Annotated in this window: 14 protein-coding genes and 1 pseudogene; 12 read left to right on the top strand and 3 right to left on the bottom strand. The window is 41.2% G+C overall.

What is annotated here, in order from left to right:
* Positions 1-7 precede the first annotated feature (7 nt).
* The 3 genes and pseudogenes from CSV73_RS09525 to CSV73_RS09515 all read left to right on the top strand — a co-directional run.
* Positions 8-359: pseudogene (locus tag CSV73_RS09525) on the top strand (transposase); the annotation flags it as partial.
* Between the two features lie 791 nt (positions 360-1150).
* On the top strand, positions 1151-2071 hold the full coding sequence (locus tag CSV73_RS09520) for an HNH endonuclease (protein ID WP_099627358.1): 921 nt from the start codon (positions 1151-1153) through the stop codon (positions 2069-2071).
* 171 nt (positions 2072-2242) lie between these two features.
* On the top strand, positions 2243-3577 hold the full coding sequence (locus tag CSV73_RS09515) for a hypothetical protein (protein WP_099627357.1): 1335 nt from the start codon (positions 2243-2245) through the stop codon (positions 3575-3577).
* 78 nt (positions 3578-3655) lie between these two features.
* Here CSV73_RS09515 and CSV73_RS09510 read toward each other — a convergent pair whose 3' ends face one another.
* Together CSV73_RS09510 and CSV73_RS09505 are read right to left on the bottom strand one after the other, a co-directional pair.
* Positions 3656-6241 carry a CBS domain-containing protein gene (locus CSV73_RS09510; protein ID WP_099627356.1) on the bottom strand — a complete coding sequence of 862 codons (2586 nt, stop codon included), beginning with the start codon at positions 6239-6241 and terminating at the stop codon, positions 3656-3658.
* A gap of 169 nt (positions 6242-6410) precedes the next feature.
* The gene (locus CSV73_RS09505; protein WP_099627355.1) at positions 6411-6851 is read right to left on the bottom strand and encodes a cell wall hydrolase; all 441 of its coding nucleotides are present in this window, start codon (positions 6849-6851) and stop codon (positions 6411-6413) included.
* A gap of 391 nt (positions 6852-7242) precedes the next feature.
* Between CSV73_RS09505 and CSV73_RS09500 the strand changes: the two genes are divergently transcribed.
* The 9 genes from CSV73_RS09500 to CSV73_RS09460 all read left to right on the top strand — a co-directional run bounded on the left by CSV73_RS09500 (position 7243) and on the right by CSV73_RS09460 (position 17284).
* Positions 7243-8019 (top strand): gluconate 2-dehydrogenase subunit 3 family protein, encoded by a 777-nt coding sequence (locus CSV73_RS09500; RefSeq protein WP_099627354.1) that lies wholly within the window; start codon positions 7243-7245, stop codon positions 8017-8019.
* Between the two features lie 23 nt (positions 8020-8042).
* Positions 8043-9803, top strand: coding sequence for a GMC family oxidoreductase (locus CSV73_RS09495; protein ID WP_085131493.1), 1761 nt, complete (start codon positions 8043-8045; stop codon positions 9801-9803).
* 69 nt (positions 9804-9872) lie between these two features.
* A complete protein-coding gene (locus CSV73_RS09490) occupies positions 9873-10445 on the top strand; it encodes an SCO family protein (RefSeq protein WP_099627353.1) in 573 nt (190 codons plus the stop codon).
* A gap of 330 nt (positions 10446-10775) precedes the next feature.
* Positions 10776-12371 carry a long-chain-fatty-acid--CoA ligase gene (locus tag CSV73_RS09485; protein WP_099627352.1) on the top strand — a complete coding sequence of 532 codons (1596 nt, stop codon included), beginning with the start codon at positions 10776-10778 and terminating at the stop codon, positions 12369-12371.
* 194 nt (positions 12372-12565) lie between these two features.
* Entirely contained in the window at positions 12566-13855 is a 1290-nt protein-coding gene (locus CSV73_RS09480; RefSeq protein WP_099627351.1) for a polysaccharide deacetylase family protein, read from the top strand.
* 19 nt (positions 13856-13874) lie between these two features.
* Positions 13875-14375 (top strand): sigma-70 family RNA polymerase sigma factor, encoded by a 501-nt coding sequence (locus CSV73_RS09475; protein ID WP_099627350.1) that lies wholly within the window; start codon positions 13875-13877, stop codon positions 14373-14375.
* Positions 14368-15444: a S26 family signal peptidase gene (locus tag CSV73_RS09470; protein WP_099627349.1), complete on the top strand. Its 1077-nt coding sequence runs from the start codon at positions 14368-14370 to the stop codon at positions 15442-15444. Before CSV73_RS09475 ends, CSV73_RS09470 begins: the two co-directional genes overlap by 8 nt.
* Before the next feature lie 407 nt (positions 15445-15851).
* Positions 15852-16244 (top strand): hypothetical protein, encoded by a 393-nt coding sequence (locus CSV73_RS09465; protein WP_085131488.1) that lies wholly within the window; start codon positions 15852-15854, stop codon positions 16242-16244.
* Between the two features lie 560 nt (positions 16245-16804).
* Positions 16805-17284: an OsmC family protein gene (locus CSV73_RS09460; protein ID WP_085131487.1), complete on the top strand. Its 480-nt coding sequence runs from the start codon at positions 16805-16807 to the stop codon at positions 17282-17284.
* A gap of 89 nt (positions 17285-17373) precedes the next feature.
* On the opposite strand, the gene CSV73_RS09455 is transcribed toward CSV73_RS09460, so the two are convergent.
* On the bottom strand, positions 17374-19128 hold the full coding sequence (locus CSV73_RS09455; protein ID WP_099627348.1) for a GMC family oxidoreductase: 1755 nt from the start codon (positions 19126-19128) through the stop codon (positions 17374-17376).
* Between the last annotated feature and the right edge of the window lie 3 nt (positions 19129-19131).

The raw sequence follows: 19131 nt of genomic DNA, 5'->3' as shown, positions 1-19131 counted from the left end.
AAAAGACATGTCCTACACCCATCTTACTAAAACAGAGTAGGTTTTCACGGAAGAATATCATTTTTTTGGTCATTCTGGACGAACAATTGCTAGAAATAAAGCGTGGTCACGAAGTCATCTATCGAGTTATTAAACAGCTTAAAAAAGGCTTTACTGCACTTGAAATTTACCTTCGATATCAAGAGAATAAATCAAATTGTGGACGCCACCACATTGAATTACCTTCTTCTGAAATTGACTATATCAATGAAAAAGTTCGTCAAGATTGGACACCAGATGTGATCATTGGACGAAATGAAAAGCCCATATCTTGCAGTGTAAGCACGCTATATTAACTGTTTAAGCAAGGTGTGTTCAATTAAGAAGTCCTTCCAATAAAGGGCAAACGAAAACCAAACGGTCATCAATAAAGAAAAGTAAATTAGGTTTTTAGACGCGTAATTATTGATAAAGATAGTGAAAACCCACCAAAAATAATTTGGAAATTTTGAAGAGACATTAGATCAACAAAAAAAGAGCTAGGTACTCACACAATTTCGAGTTGTTCCAGTACCTGGCATTTTTCACTATGCAGAGATTCACTATACGTATGACACAGCGGACAATCCCACGCTAAAATAATGTTAAACAACGGATTACTAACAACAGTAGACTATACTTTGCCTATTGAAAAAATTTCACAAGAGTGGACATGAGAAAATGTTGAATAGTTGTTTGTAAACCTAAGCGTCAAATAACGAACACATTGTTTCTTATCTAAGAAAATGCCTCGGAGAATCTACCAGTAGATTCTCCGAGGCATTTTCTATTTCTTTAGTTGTATGAATAGTAGGAAAAAACACGTGCGACCAGTCAAAAACCATAGTATAATAGTTTTGTTACAGACTATTTTTCTGGAAAATAAAGTAATGAAAGTAAGAGGATGCATTTCTGTTATAAAAACATCAATTTGTGAAATGGATATATTAATTCCTTTATGTAAGAAAGGCGCGCTCTGGTAAGTAATCCATTCATACAAGAGCGTTTACTAATGATTTGAATAGATAGGTAGTTGAAATGATTCGTACTGTGCTAAAGCAATAATTTCCTAGTCAATCAGTAAAGACTTATACTTAAGGAAACAACGTAGCGCATAAAGGAGTGAAGCACGATGCAAAGTTATATCGTTATGCAAGGACGTACATACGATGAAGAGAAAGAGTTAGGTGTGCTTTGGTCATTGCAGCAAGACAGTATAGGCAATGTTCATCATTTTTGGGAACGGATGAAAGAAGTGCGTGAAGGAGATCGTATCTTTCATTATGTAAAAGGGGATATGGTCGCCATAAGTGTAGCGAAGTCCAGTTACCGCGAGGAGCGAAAGCCGTCTGCGATTCCCTTGGCAGACAGTGAAGACGCCAATGGGTACTTAGTGGAAGTGGAGTATCACGAACTCGATCAACCGTTAACGATTGTGGATTGTTTAGATGAACTTCTACCATTATTGCCGATTAAGTATTCTGCGTTTCAAGAGAACGGCAATGGAAATCAAGGCTATCTCTTCCCATGCAATGAAGAACTGACTAGTAAATTAGTTGAGTTGATTGCAGATTTAAATATTTATGAAATCGATGAAGAACAATTGGAGTTCGTCATGGGGACCGTTCAGAAGACGGAGCATGATTTCCTCATTCCGGTACTTGCTGAAACCGAATCGGAAACGAAAACGAAAGTGCGAATGGGGCAGCAGCGCTTCCGCCATGAACTCATGCAACTATGGAATGATCAGTGCGCTCTATGCGATATCGGGCTACCGGAATTATTGCAAGCTAGCTACGCTAAACCATGGAAAGATTGTACGAATAACGAACGCATCGATCCGAACAACGGGATTCTTCTCTGTCGCAATCATGATGCGCTCTATCATAATGGCTTCATTGCGTTTGACGGAACAGGTACGATTCATATTTCATCTAGCATTCCTGAAGGGGATTACGAGAAGTATGGATTGCATAGCAAGATGAGAGTGAACCGAACGGAGAAGAACAAGCCGTATTTGAAATGGCATAAGAAGCATATGTTTAAGGAATAGCTCTACCCACTACACTGCATAGTAAGTCCGTGGTCGTATATAAACGCTCTAGTTCCGGTTAAATCACCATACTTCACCGTTCGCCTTGCAAAACTTGGTGAGTTTACCCTCTTTTTGTAGTATGATGCATAGAGAGTGTGAATTCGATAACATAGTGTGCGGAGGTACGACATGAATTATGGGGATCCGTTAAGAGATAAAGACATAGAACGAGATACGACAATTTATAATAGTGAAGGTTTTGACAGACGCGGCTTTAATAAGTTTGGTTATGATCGTCATGGGTTTAATGAACAAGGATTTAATGCCAGTGGTTTTGATAAGTATGGCTTTGATGCACAAGGCTTTGACAAAAACGGCTATAATAATCAAGGCTATGACAAAGAAGGATTTAGAGCCACGGGCTATAATAAAGCGGGCTTTGATCGAACGGGTTATGATCGTTATGGTTATGATGCAGACGGGTATAATAAAAGCGGTTATAACGTCCAAGGGTATGACAGAGAAGGCTATAAAGTAGATGGTTTCAATCGACAAGGCTTTCACAAGAATGGCTATAACAGAGACGGTTATGACGTCCATGGCTTCAACCGTGCGGGTTTCAATAAGCAAGGGTATGACAAGTACGGTTTCAATAAATACGGTGTGAGTGCGCAAGGGTATGGAACGGATGGATTTAATAAGCTAGGTTACGATAAGAACGGTTTTAATCGCCAAGGCTATAATAAATTCGGCTATGACAAACGAGGATTTAATCGTGATCGCAAGCATATGAACGGTACGATGTATGACAGCAAAGGCTTTGATTTTCAAGGTGTTCATTTAAATAATAGTCCGTTCGATGACCACGGCTTTGATCAAGCAGGCTATGATGCACAAGGTTTCAATAAAAGAGGATACAATCGTGAAGGATTTACCCGCGATGGCGCACATATTAGTGAAAAGACGTATGATGAAGAAGGTTATGATCAGCACGGTTACAATCGTGATGGCTTTGACCGAGCAGGATACGATGCATCAGGCTTGAATTCGCTTGGTTATGATTCGGAAGGCTATGATGCCCAAGGTTTCAATAAACAGGGTATAGACCGAGAAGGTTATAATCGAGATGGCTTTAATAAAGCAGGCGTCGATCGAGAAGGTTTTGGGAAGAATGGTCGAAATCGACAAGGGTATGATAAAAAAGGTTTTAATTTACAAGGTTATGATAAGAACGGTTTTAATAAAGAAGGCTACAACCGATTCGGCTATGATCGCTATGGTTTTAATCGGGATGGCAAACATGCCAATGGTACAAAGTATGATACAAAAGGATTCGACTGCAATGGCTTCACTCCGCAAGGTCTCCATCGAAATGGAACGGACCGGGATGATCAGGGGTATGATAAGTCGGGCTATGATGCGGACCGCTATGACCGAAAAGGTTTCAATAAACTCGGCTATGATCGAAGTGGTTATGACAAATACGGTTATGATAAAGCAGGATTTAGGGCGGATTCAAAGTAAGGGAATTTTTTAGTAAGAGAAAAACACCTGGCAAGTTAGAGTGACACTCTAGCTTGCCAGGTGTTTTGCGTTTTTTCGTTACAGCGTACACAAATACTCTTCCAACCATTGATCGGCATCCTCTTTCGATGAAACTTCTCCATTTAGCTGACTCACTTCCAACTGAAGCAAAATCTTAGAAAAGGTTGGGCCTGGCTTGAGTCCCGCTTTTACTAAATCGGCACCGTTCAAATAGCTTTGAAGGGTGTTTCGATTGTATAAATACGCAATAACAGATTCCAGATAAGGCACGTGATCAGCTACTAGAATAAACAAGATGGCTTCATCCGAGAAGTCGTGTAAAAACAAATGGTAGTCGCCAGTTTGTGTGGGTTCTTTCCATTGTTCATGTTTTTGTAACGCCATGACTTCTTCCAAAAGTTTTTTCCTGTTTTTCCGCAATGTGAATTTCTCTGCGGCATACAAACTATCATTACAATAGAATGGTAGTAAAAAGTAATTGAACCAACTAGGTTTTTCAGCGATTTTTAAATTAGAAATCTTACGTACTTGTTCGTTGTAGATGTGTTCTAGATTTTCAGCTGTCGCAACCGATGCTTCCAACTGTTTTTCGTTTACACCGAACTGTTGCCAAACATTCAAGTTGAACAGGCGTCGGATCACTTCTTTCGGACTGCCTTCCGTAAATAAACGGATCATTTCTTCGTTAATGCGTTGTGGTGACAAGTGGATTACTTTGTCGATAGACTCGAGTGCCAATTTTTCAGTCTGCTCATCCATCGAAAATCCGAACCGTTGTTCAAAGCGAACCGCTCGAAAAATGCGGGTAGGGTCTTCGACAAAACTCATATTATGAAGGATTTTGATTTTCTTCTCGCGTAGATCGTTCTGTCCGCCAAATGGATCAATCAATTCACCGAATGATTCGGCATTCAGACGAATGGCCATGGCGTTGATCGTGAAATCACGTCGCTGCAAATCATCGCCAAGAACAGATGTCTCAATCTCGGGCAAAGCGGCAGGCTGTTCGTAATATTCGAGTCGAGACGACACAATATCGATCGATAAACCCGATGGCGTATTCCATGTCGCTGTACCAAAGCTTTCATGTTCCATGACGTCGCCACCATGTGTTTCCAACATACGATTCGCCAATTCGATTCCATTACCTTCCGCTACAATATCGATGTCATAATTTGGCTTGTCCAATAAAATATCTCGTACGATCCCGCCAATTAAATAAACAGGCATATGAATACGACTGGCCGTTTCTCCGATTTCTTTCAACTGCTGCAAAGCCTCTTCGGATAATTGCTTTTTCATTTTTTCAATCAAGTCATTGGAAGAGAGAGTACTTGTTGCTTTTTTGTTTTCCGTCATATCACTGTATAGCACTTGGATAATATTAGATCGAGTCACAATCCCGACGATTTCTTCATTCTCAATAACAGGCAACCGACCGATGTTGTGTGCAATGACGAGTTCTTGAATTTCTTCGAGTGAAGCATCCGGTCCGATTGTGTAGAGTTTAGTCGTCATATACGCTTTGACAGGCGCATGGCCCAGTCCATGGTGATTCGCTTTATCGAGATCGCGTCTAGTAATGAGTCCGACTAGTTTTCCATTTTCGACGATAGGGTAGCCTGAATGTCCGTAGCGGTACATACGACGGCCAGCTTCTTCAATCGTCGTCTCGGGAGTTAGTGTTTTAACAGGAGAAGTCATCAACTCTTTGGCGGTAATCGCTGGGCGTAGCATCGTTTCCAAACTGTTGTTGATGTCTTCAAGAATTGCTTCTTTATCTCCTTTTTTTACCGTGGCGGAACCTGCATGTTGATGCCCGCCGCCACCAAGCTTTTTCAGGATGGGTTGCAACGTGATTCGTTCTGAATTTGCACGACCAACGACGCATACTGTGTTTTTCATTTTAACGATAGCAATAACCGCATCCGTCCCTTTGACTCCTAAAACTTTTGTTGTAATTAAGGCAAGGCCGTTGACGAAGTGATCCAGTTCATGTGTACTTATGGCAATCTCGAGACCGTCAACTTCATGAATTTCTGTATGTGTAAGCAGCTGATCCAATATATCTTGCTGTTCGGATGTTAATGTTTCCTCAGCGAAACTAGCGACCATTTCCAGGCTCATTCCTTGTTCAAGTAAATAGGCAGCTGCCTGCATGTCTCGTACTGTGGTGTTTGCATATGTAAAATTCCCTGTATCTGTATACAGACCGAGTCCAAATAGTGACGCTTCAAAGCTGGAAATAGCTATATTTTGTTTGCGTATTTCTTCAATAAGTAACGTGACTGCAGCGCCGGTCAATTCCACGATGCCTTTATCATACTGCACGTCGTTTTCGCCTTGTTGGTGATGGTCGTAGACGATGATTTTGCGCGTGGATGCATCGAAATCGTCAGGAAGTTTACCTATTCTAGATAAAGATGCAACATCGACGATAATCATTTCTGTCACTTGTTCCCAGTTCACTCGAGCGCTCGGCGCAAAGTCGAAGACATCACGGTACATATTTAAAAAACGTTGTACGCGGCTTTCGAGCTTATCTGAAATAATTAGCTGTGCATCTGGATACAATTTTTTTGCAGCAATCATCGAAGCAAGTGCGTCGAAGTCTGTATTGACATGTGATGTAATAATTTGCACGGGTAATACCTCCTATGTAAAAGCTATTCAGTGTAGTAAATAGAAAAGTAACCACCTTCTACCCTGACCCAGTGGAAGGTGGTTACTTTTTACGTACGATTGTATTCATAGGACCAGTTTATCATCTTCAAGTAAAATGTTCAATCGAGTCTAGTCAAGGGTATGTGCATTACCCCATGTACACACTGTCACATGTACCAGCTTGCGGTTCATAGAAACAATGGTTTTTAAACTGCCCTGTAAACGGTTGCCCGTACCAAGTAGAAGGGCAGGGGCCATAGGGATTGAAGTACCATAGTGCATAGTGAGCCGGATGTTCTCGCCAATTAGTTAAATTCCTTCTAGCTAATTTCTTTTCAGATTCTCTTGCACGTTGATAAAATAAGTTTCCTTTTTGAACCGCTTCAAATGAATAATTATTCCCTTGTATTTGGAAAATGACATCATATATGGACCGTACATCATTGAAGTCCAGACAATCGGCTACTGCACGATTGACGATGACATTTCCGACATATAACATTCCTTGATTTCCTTCGGCTTCGGCTTCGGCTCTCATCATTCTAGCCATTAAATCGACATCTGAATCTCGGTATTTGACTCTCGCCATAATTTTTCACCTCATTATAGTGTATGAGAACAAGTGGAAATGATGTTACATTTGGAGAACTATCGACTGAAGAACTTTGAAGCAAAAATACGGATCTATGCCTGACTAGATGATAGCCTTATTTTCAATAATAATTGAAAAAAGGTTAATAGTTTGAAAAGTCAGGACTTAAGATTTACACTATGCATAGAACCGTCCGTTTAGTAAGCGGAGTATTTTCTATTTGATCTACTAGAGATTGGAGTGTTCTGTTTTCTACTAGCGTTGTCGACAAATACATAATGATCGCCTCAGTGCAAACGCATTCATTTTTTTACTGATTGCGCATATATTTCAGTATGGATCGCTAGTGTAGTGTTGAACTATTTACCTATTAAAGGAGGACAAGCTAATGGCTGATAATAATTCGAATAACCCGAAGAATACGAACGAAGTTTCTGATCCGGGACGCCGCAGTTTCGTCAAGAACACAGGAATTGCTGTCGGAGGTGTAGCCGGTGGTGCGTTGCTTGGAGGTCTGTTTAGCAATCGATCGAAAAATAATAATTCGACTTCCACTGCGACTAAGGAAAGCGTGAAAGAGAAGCGCTATGAAGAAGCGCGTATGTACTTCACTCGTATTGCCGATTTCGCTATTTTGGAGCAGGCAGTGGAGCGGATTTTCCCTGAAGATCATAACGGTCCGGGAGCGATAGAATTAGGCGTTCCGTATTATATTGACAAACAGTTGGCAGGACCTTATGGATCCAATGTAGGCGATTACAGACAAGGTCCTTTTATAGGTTCTAAAGCTTCGGCTGCAGACTCTAGTCTCGATCGTGGCCAGATTTTCATTAATGGATTACGAACAATGGATGTCGAGAGTCTAAAACGATTTGATACTAATTTTGTTAAAGCAACGGAAGATCAGCAATTAGAAATTATGACGGACTTTGCAGATGACAAAGTGGAAATCAAAGGTATTAGTTCGAAAGGATTCTTTAATTTGTTGCGTTCTACTACGCTTGAAGGGGCGTATTGTGATCCATTGTACGGAGGCAATCGAGATATGAAAGGCTGGAAAATGAAAGAATATCCAGGCGCCATCGCATCGTATGCCCATATGATAGAAGAAGATAAGTTCGTGAAAATGGATCAAGTGAGCCTTACAGATTACCAACCTAAATAAACTACAGGAAAGGGGAGAAAAGAATGGTAAAAACATTAGATAAAGTAGATGCAGTCATCGTCGGTTCAGGCTGGGCAGGTGGTATTGCGGCAGCTGAATTAACGAAAAAAGGATATAAAGTAGTAGGTTTAGAAAGAGGGAAAGCGCAAAAACGAGAAGATTTCGTCGGCGCGAAGGATGAACTTCGCTACGATGTGCGGAAGCTCATGTTCCAAGAATTGAATAAAGAAACGTTGACGATTCGTAATACGCTAGACGAAACGGCGACACCAAACCGAAGTAACGATACAAATGCGATCAATGGTACGGCTACTGGCGGTTCAGGTGTTCACTGGAACGGCATGGTATATCGTTGGCTTCCAACAGATTTCGAATTCCATACGAAAACGGTAGAAAAATATGGAGAAAAAATCATCCCGAAAGATATGCAACTCCAAGATTGGGGTATTACATATGATGAGCTGGAGAAGTATTACGATCAGTTTGAAAAAACTGCCGGCATCTCAGGTGAACCAGATCCATTGCGACCGGGTCAGCGTTCGGATGAATACCCGACACCGCCGATGAAAGAAACGGATATCATTCGTACCTTTACGAAAGCGGCAAAAGATTTGGGCTATCATCCGTATCGTATTCCTTCTGCTAACATATCCGAGACGTATACTAACCCTGACGGTGAGACGATTAACGGATGTGTGTACTGTGCATTTTGTGAAGCGTTCGGTTGTGACTTCGGAGCGAAAGCAGATCCGATTGTTACGGTTTTAGCTACTGCACATAAAAGTGGTAATTATGAGTTGCGTAATAATTCGTATGCGGTTCGGATTGTACATGAAAATGGAAAAGCAGTTGGTATTAAATATGTAGACACAGAAACAGGAGAAGAGTTCATTCAACCGGCAGATATCGTCGTGGTTGCCGGATTTACCTTCACGAATACTCGCCTCATGCTGTTATCTGAAATTGGCAAGCCATACAATCCGAAAGATGGAACAGGCGTGATCGGTAGCCACTTGACTGCTCACCAGCGCAACTTGACGCATACGCGTGTCCGTGGATTCTTTGATGAGAAGAAATTCAATCGCTATGCAGGTACCGGTGCGCTCGGCGTGACATTGGATGATTTCAATGTGGAGCAACTTGATCATACGAAACTCGATTTCTTGCATGGTTTCTGTTTGCGGACATCTCAAAGAGGAGATCGACCGATTACGAATAACCATGTTCCTGCAGACGTTCCATCTTGGGGGAAAGAATTTAAAGACAAGTCTATTTTCTATGCGAACCGTCGTATAGACGTTCAGCAACAAAACGGTGCCCTTGCTTGGCGAGAAAACTATATGGACTTGGATCCGACGTACAAAGATATGTTCGGTGATCCATTACTGCGCGTCACGAGCAAGTTCCATGATCAAGACCGAAACATTGTACGATATGCGCATCAAAGAGCGAAAGAGTTACTGGAACAAATGGGCGCAGACCATATTACGATTCCTGAAATTACAGAGGAAACAGAGTTTGATAAATCGTCATTATCTGACCATACAGGTGGCGGTGTAGTCATGGGGGATCGTCCCGAAACGTCTGCTGTAAACAATTATTCACAAGTATGGGACATGGACAATTTATTCGTAGTGGGGGCTTCTTCATTCCCACTTATGGGTAGTTCCAATCCAACAGCGACAGTTGGCGCACTAGCTTACCGTGCCGCAGAAGGTATGATCAAGTTTTTAGAGACTGGCGGAGGCCAGTTAGTTAAAGAAAAGGAAACAGCAAAAGCATAATACTACAAAAGGAGAGAGGGATTACCTCTCTCCTTTCTTTCATACATACTAAAGCGAGGTAATATGCCTATGAACATACGAGCCGTCCTACTCCTACTGGCAGCCGTCCTTTTACTGAGTGCCTGCAATCATACCATCGAAACGAATAGGTCAGAGAAAATACCAGATTTTGAATACACTACGCAAGATGAGAATAAACTAGGCTTGGATGACTTGACAGGTGATTGGTGGATTTCTTATTTCTCCTATACACATTGCACGACTGTTTGTCCGAGGACCACTGCTAATATGGTTGGTATTCAGGAAGCATTAAAAAGTGAAGGCTTAACACCTTCTATTATTTCATTCAGCATCGATCCGGAAAATGATACACCGGAAGTTTTACGAGAATACGCAAAAGACTATGGTGCTGATCTACAGACGATGACGTTTTTAACAGGTTATGATTTTGAAGAAATACGTGATTTATCAGTTACTACGTTTAAAGCCATGTTGGAAAAAGGAGCGCTTGACCAGCGATCACATAGCTTTTTCTTTTATTTGATTAATCCTGACGGAGAGATTGTGAAACAGTATAACGGTATGAGCGATACAGAAAATGAGTTGCTGGTGGCGGATGTGAAGAAAGTTTTAGGGAAGTAGATTTTTTGTTTGTGTAATCAACAAGAGGCTGGGACAAAACCCCAAAAATGCATGAAGGATCATTTTTCTCCTTCATGCATTTTTCTTTTTGACTACGTATTTTTAAAAGCAACTTTTGAGAAACAAGAGCGCAGGGGAGCGGACTATTTTATAGGTATGTCCCAGCCCCTTTCATGTGTGGTGTACATGTGCCAGACTATAAATTATATGGACAAATACTGCAATAGAAGAATATTTCTATTAAACTTGTATTTTAAACTATTAGAAAATATAGTAAAATAGAAATGTTTGAGCTACAATTGTGGTAGAACAGAATGAGGAGGTATGCAGATGAATGTTCCATTGGTTTTGACGCAATTTCTAGATCGTGCCGTTACGTTGTATGGAAGTAAGGAAGCGATTTTTGGGGAAGCAGGACGCTCTTTTACATATGCACAGTTAAATGGTCGAGTGAATCAGTTATCACACGGGTTACGTGACGTAGGTATTGAAAAAGGAAATCACGTGGCTTATTTATGTGGCAACTCCATCGAAATGCTGGAAGGATTTTATGGACTCTATCAAGTAGGCGGCGTCATGGTGCCGTTAAATACACGATTGAAGTCTGAGGATTATCTATTCATTTTAAACCATAGTGAGTCGAAGTTATTATTTGTAGATCAAGATTTATATCATTTTATCAAACCGATTGAGCACTCGCTCGATACGGTAGAAAAGATTATTGTTCATCATAAAAACGATGATTCGGAAGCAGTAGATTACGATGTGTGGCTCGAATCATTCTCTACGGAATCATTTGACCGCGCAGACGTGCAGGAAGATGACGTATGCAGTTTACTTTATACGAGTGGTACGACAGGTAATCCAAAAGGAGTTATGCTAACGCACCGCAATAATTATTTGCATGCCATGAGTGCAATGCATCATTTGCGTGTGACCGATCATGATGTTCTACTTCACGTGCTACCGATGTTCCATGTGAACGGCTGGGGATCACCGTTTTATTATACAGCGAACGGCGCTTCTCAAGTATGCTTACGTAAAACGTCGCCGCAGACGATTATTGACGCGATTGAAAAGCATAAAGTCACGATAGTGCATATGGCACCGGCTGTATTGAATTTGATTTTTCAGTATTGCGAAGAGCATAAGCCGACGTTCACTCATAAGATTCGCGTGATTGTTGCGGGATCTGCTCCGCCACCGTCGTTCATCTCACGAGTTGAAAAAGAACTCGGTTGGGAATTTATTCAAGTATATGGCATGACGGAAACATCTCCTTTAAGTTTGTTCTCTACGATTCGCTCGACTGTTCAACATTTATCGGATGAAGAGAAGCTTCAGTTAAAAGCCAAAGCGGGTTATTCCATGATTGGTGTGGACGTTCGACTAATTGATGACTACGGAGAAGACGTGGCACAGGACGGTCAGCAAGCGGGCGAAATCGCGGTCCGAAGTCATGGCGTCATGAAAGGCTATTGGAAGAATCAAGAGGCGACTGATGAAGTGTTGCGTAACGGCTATATGATGACGGGAGATATGGGGACGATGGATGAACACGGTTACGTCAATATCGTGGACCGGAAGAAAGACATTGTCATCAGTGGTGGTGAAAATGTTTCTTCTATAGAAATTGAAGGTGTGCTCTATGATCATCCTGCTGTTTTAGACGCTGCGGTAATTGCTGTACCTCATGAGAAGTGGGGAGAGACACCGCATGCTTATATCGTGTTACGGAGTGGTTCAGAAGCGACCGAGCAAGATATTATAGATTTCACGAGATCGAGGCTAGCACATTTTAAAGCGGTGACAAGTGTGACGTTTGTGGAGGAACTTCCAAAAACGGCGTCAGGAAAGATCTTGAAAGTGCAGATCCGAGACGATTATTGGGATAAGCTGGGGAAAACAGGACGCAAAGTGAATTAACTAAGTGGGGGCATTCTATCGTTCTACTAAGAGCGAAAGAGTGCTTTTTCTCCTGAAGAAACAGAAGAGCCTTGGAAAGTCACATCGGTTCTGAACAACAACAAGCATCGTCAAAAAACTTACTAAAATATTTTTGAAACTTTTTCAGGAATCCTCCGTCTATACGGTGCGCAAATGATAATAGGGGGATTCACATGAAGAAAATATATAGTTGTCTGCTGTTACTTGCGAGCTTACTGTTATTTATAATGGGAAATGAAGCCAAGTGGAATTTGAATGAAGTACCATTGTTCCATGAGCAATCAGCGACAGCTTTTGCAGAAACGATACAAAGTAAACCATTCATTACAGAAAAAGAATTTGATCAGGTATTGACGCTGACAAACACTCAACCGATTTTTATGAAGCAAGAGAACTTAAAGCAAATTGGTGAACTGCAAGCTAATCAACCGGTTGCGCTCGTAGGAGAAGATGAGGAATATTATGAAATTCGAGTAGGTAAGATGCCAGCCTTCATTCGTAAAGGTCAGGCAAAAGTAGAAAAGCATGTGATGAAAACTCCTTTACATACAGAACGATTGGGTGCTGTAAAAACGGCTCAACCAACACCTGTCTATACGGAAGCGAATCTTGAAAGTGATGTTCTCATCCAATTAAGAAAAGGCTATCGCTATCCTGTTCTAGAGGAAGATAAAGACTGGTATCTCATCAAAGTGGGTGAGCGCGCTGGTTATATCCATAAACCTTCAGTAGAAATGGATGAAGGCTTACCGGTACTGCTGTATCACCAAGTGCTACCCCGTAAAGAGATGAAAACGGAGATCAGCACGATTTCACTTGAAAGCTTTGAAAAGCAGATGGCATATTTGGCAGATGAGCAATTTACGACATTGACTTCACAACAATTATATGATTATTTGGAAGGCCGACTCGTTGTGCCAGAGAAAGCGTTGATTATTACATTTGATGATGGTTTATTGTCATCTAAAGAATACGCCTATCCTATCTTGAAACAATATGGATTTACTTCGTCTCAACATATTATTTCATCTCGTATGGATAGAGAAAAAGGCGGTCCGGCATTTGACGGGGGAGGCCTACTGAAGTATTTGAATATGGAAGACCTAAACGAAATGAAAGATGTATTTCAGTTCGAAGCCCACACATGTGCATTGCATGAACTAGGTAGAGAAAGTGGTGCAGGTTTAGTATTCGAACATACAGAAGAAGAAATCATTGAAGACTTACAGAAAAATTTACAACATGTTCCTTCAGCGCTTTCCATTGCCTATCCCTATGGACAATATAATGAAGAGTTCATTGCGGCGGCGAAAGAAGTAGGGTTACTGATCGGCTACACAACAGTCGAAGGATATGCCAATATGGATCGATCCAATTATGAAGTGAACCGCTTCGGCATGACAGAAAAAAGGTCATTTAAGGATTTTGCAACGTATGTTGACGGAGACATGAGATGGCCATAGAAGAGAGTGACTAGCCCAAATGAATGAAATGGATCAAATCATGAATGAGCATTCGCGTTATTTAGTGCGTATCGCTTATTTATACGTGAAAAACTGGTCAACTGCGGAAGATGTCGTACAAGAAGTCTTCGTTACGTATTTCCAGAAGAGTGACCAGTTCCGTAATGAAGCGTCTATTAAAACGTACTTAACCAAAATGACTGCTAATCGTGCAAAAGATTATTTGCGCTCCTGGAAGCATAAAAAAGATGTAGTGTTCGAGACGATTTTTGTATCTTCCAAAAGCTCGGAACAACAACTAATGGAGAAAGAGCAACTGGCTTCACTTGAAAAGCATTTATTCCAGCTTCCTTTGAAATACCGCGAGCCATTACTGCTATATTATTATGACGAACAATCAATTGCGGAGATTGCGGAATTTCTTGGGCTCAATGAAAATACTGTCAAGACTAGATTACGAAGAGCCAAGTTGCAACTTAAGGAATTCTTTGTGAAAGAGGAGGTAGAAACCTATGAATGATTTTAAACAAAAACTGGACCATATGATGGGAGATACGACGGAACAGGAACGCCGAATCAAACAGCGGGTACATGAAACCCTTCAACCTTCGCAAAGGAGACGGTTTTCTTGGCAAGCGTTGCTGGTCACCGCAGCACTACCAGTAGTGGCTTTGTTGCTAGTGTTTAATCTAGTGTCAGATAATCAATTCTCTTCTGATCAAGGTCCAGGAACGCCGTATGATCCGCTTGACGACATGGCGTTAATTTCTGCTTTACAAAAGAAAGATCAACTATCCACTATAGATTACGAAGAATTTTCTTCATTACCTGTAGTAAAGAAAGTAGACGGTCTATTATATGTTGATGACGATTCCTTTTCACTACAGTGGAGCCCCGATACGTATCATCCAGTGATAGAACGTAAGGCAGACTTGTATGATGCCTCCGTCTATGATCCGGGAGATGTGGTACGCACATTTACGAATACGAATAGCCACTTACCGACGTATGCGGGTGTCTATTATGAAGTCGTTGCGGTTCCTGGAGATCGAGTTGTACTGCAAAACGGCAAACTAAAAGTCAACGGTAACGAGGTATCATCCGAACTAATGGATCGATATAAGGAGCAAAATGTAACGATGGCGGGTGGCTATGACCAGTTGTTAAATGCCCGGGAATACTTATTATTGAACCATTTCCCGGCAAAAGACACTGTGCAAGGAGCGACCATCACACCTATACACAAGATTTACGGCAAACTGATTGGTGTGGCAACCGAAGAAAAAACCGACTCTATCTATATAGATTATCTGACAGATCAGCTCAAAAGCGACTATACAGCCGAGCAGTACTTTGATTTATATTTATACGACCAGCTTACAGGATTGGATAAACTGCCTGAGTCTTCGGTATTTGCACAATCAAGCCGAATTGGTGAGCTTTTCCTGGAGGCCGCCTATCGTCGAGCCATTCCGATTGCCGATGATAAAGTAGAAATTCGTTATCAATATGGACGTGAAGGCGTCGTGGAGCAAGTGTTCACTATGGGAAGGGATACAAGCTCCGGTCAATGGATAGTGAAGAAATAATGTTCTACACACTGTAAAGGAGGTGATGCATACATCTTCACGCGAACCAGGCTGGTATTTGTTCAGCACAAGCCGTCAACCAACCGCTCGCTTATAGAGCCAGCCTGGTTTTTATTACGCAACAACAATGGGAAGCATTATCGAAGTGAGAAATAGAAAACCACCAGACCGGCAGCTGTTCAGCATAAGCCGTCAACCAACCGCACGCTATATAGAGCCGGTCTGGTGTGTATACATAATGGGTGAAATAGAAGACTAGTGATGCAGAAACAGAATTCGTTATCGCTGATCAATGACAAGCATTTCAATGTTGAAAAGTACCGAACAAGTGTCTAGACTTTCCTCTTTGCATTAGGAGATGTATGATGAAATACTAAACGAGTATACTCATACTAGGAGATGATACTATGGCACTCAGTAGAAAAGATTATTTACAGAAAATTATTGGATTACACGAACGCTTAATCATAGCGTCAGAAGAGTATGAAGGCATTTCCGAACAATTCATTTCGAAACAAGAGCTGGATATACCCGCAATGAAAGAACAATGGCTAGTTAAAGTAGAAGAGTTCAAGCAGATCCTCGCTGATATGAATGCATTGGAAGTTCCGAACGCATTTGAGACGGAAGGCAATGAACTGAAAGAAGCCTATACCGTATTCGTCCATTGTGTAGAAGAGAAGACAGAGAAGTTCAGCGTGGAAGCGATGGAGAGCGGTGAGCTCGACGCCCTTCAGTCGAAAGAACTGCATGCTGCAGAAGATATGGAAGAATTGATTGAAAGCATGTTCCAAAAATAAATTATAAAAAAATAAAGAAACATTCAAACGGTAGACAAAGTTTTAATAAAATTTGTCTACTGTTTTTATTGATAAAATTATTAACTATAGAAATTGAAACAGCGACTGTTCAAGTAGGTATGACGAGAAGAGTAAACCAATCCCTTCAAGCGAACGTTTTGTTCCACTCTAAGAGACGATTTTGCTACTAGCAATAACCTAAGAACTTAAACACACTACAAAAAAAGATATAGTGCGTGTGGAAAAAATATTTCCACACGCTGTATTCTTTTCTCTTTCTGACTCTATATAGTGTACAAAGGAGGAGTCAGCTATAACATATGATGGATCAGTTTATCAACCGAGATGTGCTACAGTCGTAATGAGGGTCATCATCACATACATAGATTATGTAGTAACAGACAACACGTCATAAGTTTCAGTTCTATACTTCTTGTTAGTACTAGAAATTTGTTATCCTATCACTAGACAATCGATAAAGCGCAATGCATACTTTATTAGCAAATCAATGTTATACATGTATAATAGACACCATGAGAACAATCTGGAGGCATTAAAATATGAGCACAACAAAAATTATGAATATAATGAAGAAATTGATAGAGCAAGATCCGTCACTCGCAATTAGTGAATGGCAAGGGACAAGCCAGTATGTAGTAGGGGAAATGATGTCACTTGAAACGAAAGATCTACAGGAAATTGATCTAGAAGGTATTGCGAAGCCAGGAGAAAAACAAGTCATGCCGATTGAATTATTAATTGCTGCAGCAACTACTAGTTTCGGTGTTACATTCCATTTGGAAGCGTATAATCAAGGAGTGACTGTAGATAGAGCGGAAATCGTTTTCACTGGCGTATGCGATAAAGCGCCGTTTCTAGGAATTCAAAGCGGCAATAGCGGCATTATGAAACCGATGATCGTTTTATCGGCTGAGTCCACTACGAATAAAGGACAATTGGCTGAAATCGCGGCTACTGCGGTTGAACGTTCACCGATTTTATCCAGTTTGAAAGAAGAAGTTATATTGCATATTAAGTGACTTCATAGAGTTATGATGTATTCTTACACAAAAAATACGCCATCACCTTGTCAATTCAGACATGGTGATGGCGTATGTAGTTATTAGAATTAAGCGTTCTTTTCAAGTGGTTTTACAGCTACATTGCCGCCTTCTTTTAAGAATTTAATCATTCCTTCGGCTGCACGATAAGCGAATGCGCCAATCGTAACGGTAGGGTTGTAATTACTGTTATGCGGGAATGAGGACCCGCCTACTACGAATAGGTTTTCCATATCCCACATTTGTGAGTAGGTGTTGACTGCGGAGTTTTTAGGAGAAGCACCCATAATGGCACCACCGAAGAAGTGATCCGTATAGAATTTATGGTCAAATACAGTATCGTCTTTCACCACATCGACGTTCATTTTGTCTGCTCCCATTTCTTTCATGATCTCTTCACAACGTGCGACGCCTGCTTTCGCACGTGCGATGTCCTGTTTTGCATATTCAACGGTGACACGAAGAAGTGGATTACCGAGTGCATCTTTATATATTGGGTCCAAATCCATATACGTATTCTTGTTCGGCAAGAAGCCACTTTGTGGTGTGATGAATAGATTACGATTATAATATTTTATTGAATTCTTTTTAAATTCTTTACCCCAACCAGGTGTATCATATGGAACTGCGTTATTGGCAATAGGACGTGAACCAAGCTGACTGTAGTGCACTTCATAGCCATGCAAGAAGTCTAGGTTCGTGTGATCTTCATTGTCCCCACTGAAATCATCGATCGTCGCACCCATCCCGCCAGCACCCATGAAATTATTGAACTTCTTGTCTTCGAAGAATCCACGAGCGCCAATATACGTTGACAAGTTGTTGAAGTGGCCTGTGAAGTTCTTGCCGATGATGCCTTGTCCTGTTTTCGGATCGTAAGGCTGCCCGATTTTAGAGTGTAACAGCAACTTCGTATTCGTAAAGACGAAACCTGCAAGTACTACGATATCTGCTAGTTGTTCGAATTCTTCACCAGTCGTGGTATCGGTATAGATTAATCCATTCGCTTTCTTTCCGTCGTGGCTTACTCGATTCACGAACGCATCATTACGAATTTCCATCTTACCTGTTTTATGTGCCGTCTTGAGTACCGTACCGATCGGATCCGCTTTCGCTCCGAAGTCACAACCATACTCTTCACAAAATGCACAGTATACGCAACCATTGATCGTTTCACCATCAGGGTTGGTGTATGTTTGTGAAGCGTTAGCTGAAGGGATACGATAGGGATGATAACCAAGAGCTTTCGTTGCTTTCATGAATAGACGAATATTCGGCGTTTCCTTCATAGGAGGATTAGGATACTTATCAGACCGTGGAGGACCAATTGGGTTTTCTTCGCCTGAGATGGCAGCTGTTTTTTCATATTGATCATAATACGGTTCGAGCTCATCATATGTAATCCCCCAATCCTGCATGGTCGATTCTTTAGGGATTTTATCTTTACCATAGCGCTCTACAGTCTTACTATAAATTTCGAAATCATATGGCAACCAGCGGAAAGCTATCCCGTTCCAGTGAACACCTGCGCCTCCAGTATGATTTCCAAGACGTGCGTTCATATTATTCCGAACGGGTATTGCTTCCTTACTCATGGAGTTACGTGAAGTAATTGTATCCTTATTCAATTCTTGCATGAGATCATATCGCTTAGAATAGCGTAACTCATCTTTCGTACCGATATAGTCTTCATGCTTTTTGTTTTTCCCTCGTTCTAAAATGACTACATTATATCCTGCTTTCGTCAGTTCCGCTGCTGCAATTCCACCGACCCATCCTGAACCTACGATAACCGCATCTACCTTTTTAAGTTGTTTTACCATTTT

Origin of the sequence: Sporosarcina sp. P1 (assembly GCF_002743155.1) — a bacterium.
GTDB classification, from domain to species: Bacteria; Bacillota; Bacilli; order Bacillales_A; family Planococcaceae; genus Sporosarcina; species Sporosarcina ureae_B.
Note: the sequence above shows the minus strand (reverse complement) of the source record. Positions and strands in the feature narration are given on the sequence as shown.

Bases quoted from the DNA above. Each gene is read 5' to 3' on its own strand.
- CSV73_RS09470 (WP_099627349.1), top strand. From the start codon at position 14,368: ATGAATGATTTTAAACAAAAACTGGACCATATGATGGGAGATACGACG.
- CSV73_RS09490 (WP_099627353.1), top strand. From the start codon at position 9,873: ATGAACATACGAGCCGTCCTACTCCTACTGGCAGCCGTCCTTTTACTG.
- CSV73_RS09505 (WP_099627355.1), bottom strand. From the start codon at position 6,851: ATGGCGAGAGTCAAATACCGAGATTCAGATGTCGATTTAATGGCTAGA.
- CSV73_RS09475 (WP_099627350.1), top strand. From the start codon at position 13,875: ATGAATGAAATGGATCAAATCATGAATGAGCATTCGCGTTATTTAGTG.
- CSV73_RS09460 (WP_085131487.1), top strand. From the start codon at position 16,805: ATGAGCACAACAAAAATTATGAATATAATGAAGAAATTGATAGAGCAA.
- CSV73_RS09515 (WP_099627357.1), top strand. From the start codon at position 2,243: ATGAATTATGGGGATCCGTTAAGAGATAAAGACATAGAACGAGATACG.
- CSV73_RS09485 (WP_099627352.1), top strand. From the start codon at position 10,776: ATGAATGTTCCATTGGTTTTGACGCAATTTCTAGATCGTGCCGTTACG.
- CSV73_RS09495 (WP_085131493.1), top strand. From the start codon at position 8,043: ATGGTAAAAACATTAGATAAAGTAGATGCAGTCATCGTCGGTTCAGGC.
- CSV73_RS09500 (WP_099627354.1), top strand. From the start codon at position 7,243: ATGGCTGATAATAATTCGAATAACCCGAAGAATACGAACGAAGTTTCT.
- CSV73_RS09465 (WP_085131488.1), top strand. From the start codon at position 15,852: ATGGCACTCAGTAGAAAAGATTATTTACAGAAAATTATTGGATTACAC.
- CSV73_RS09480 (WP_099627351.1), top strand. From the start codon at position 12,566: ATGAAGAAAATATATAGTTGTCTGCTGTTACTTGCGAGCTTACTGTTA.
- CSV73_RS09520 (WP_099627358.1), top strand. From the start codon at position 1,151: ATGCAAAGTTATATCGTTATGCAAGGACGTACATACGATGAAGAGAAA.
- CSV73_RS09455 (WP_099627348.1), bottom strand. From the start codon at position 19,128: ATGGTAAAACAACTTAAAAAGGTAGATGCGGTTATCGTAGGTTCAGGA.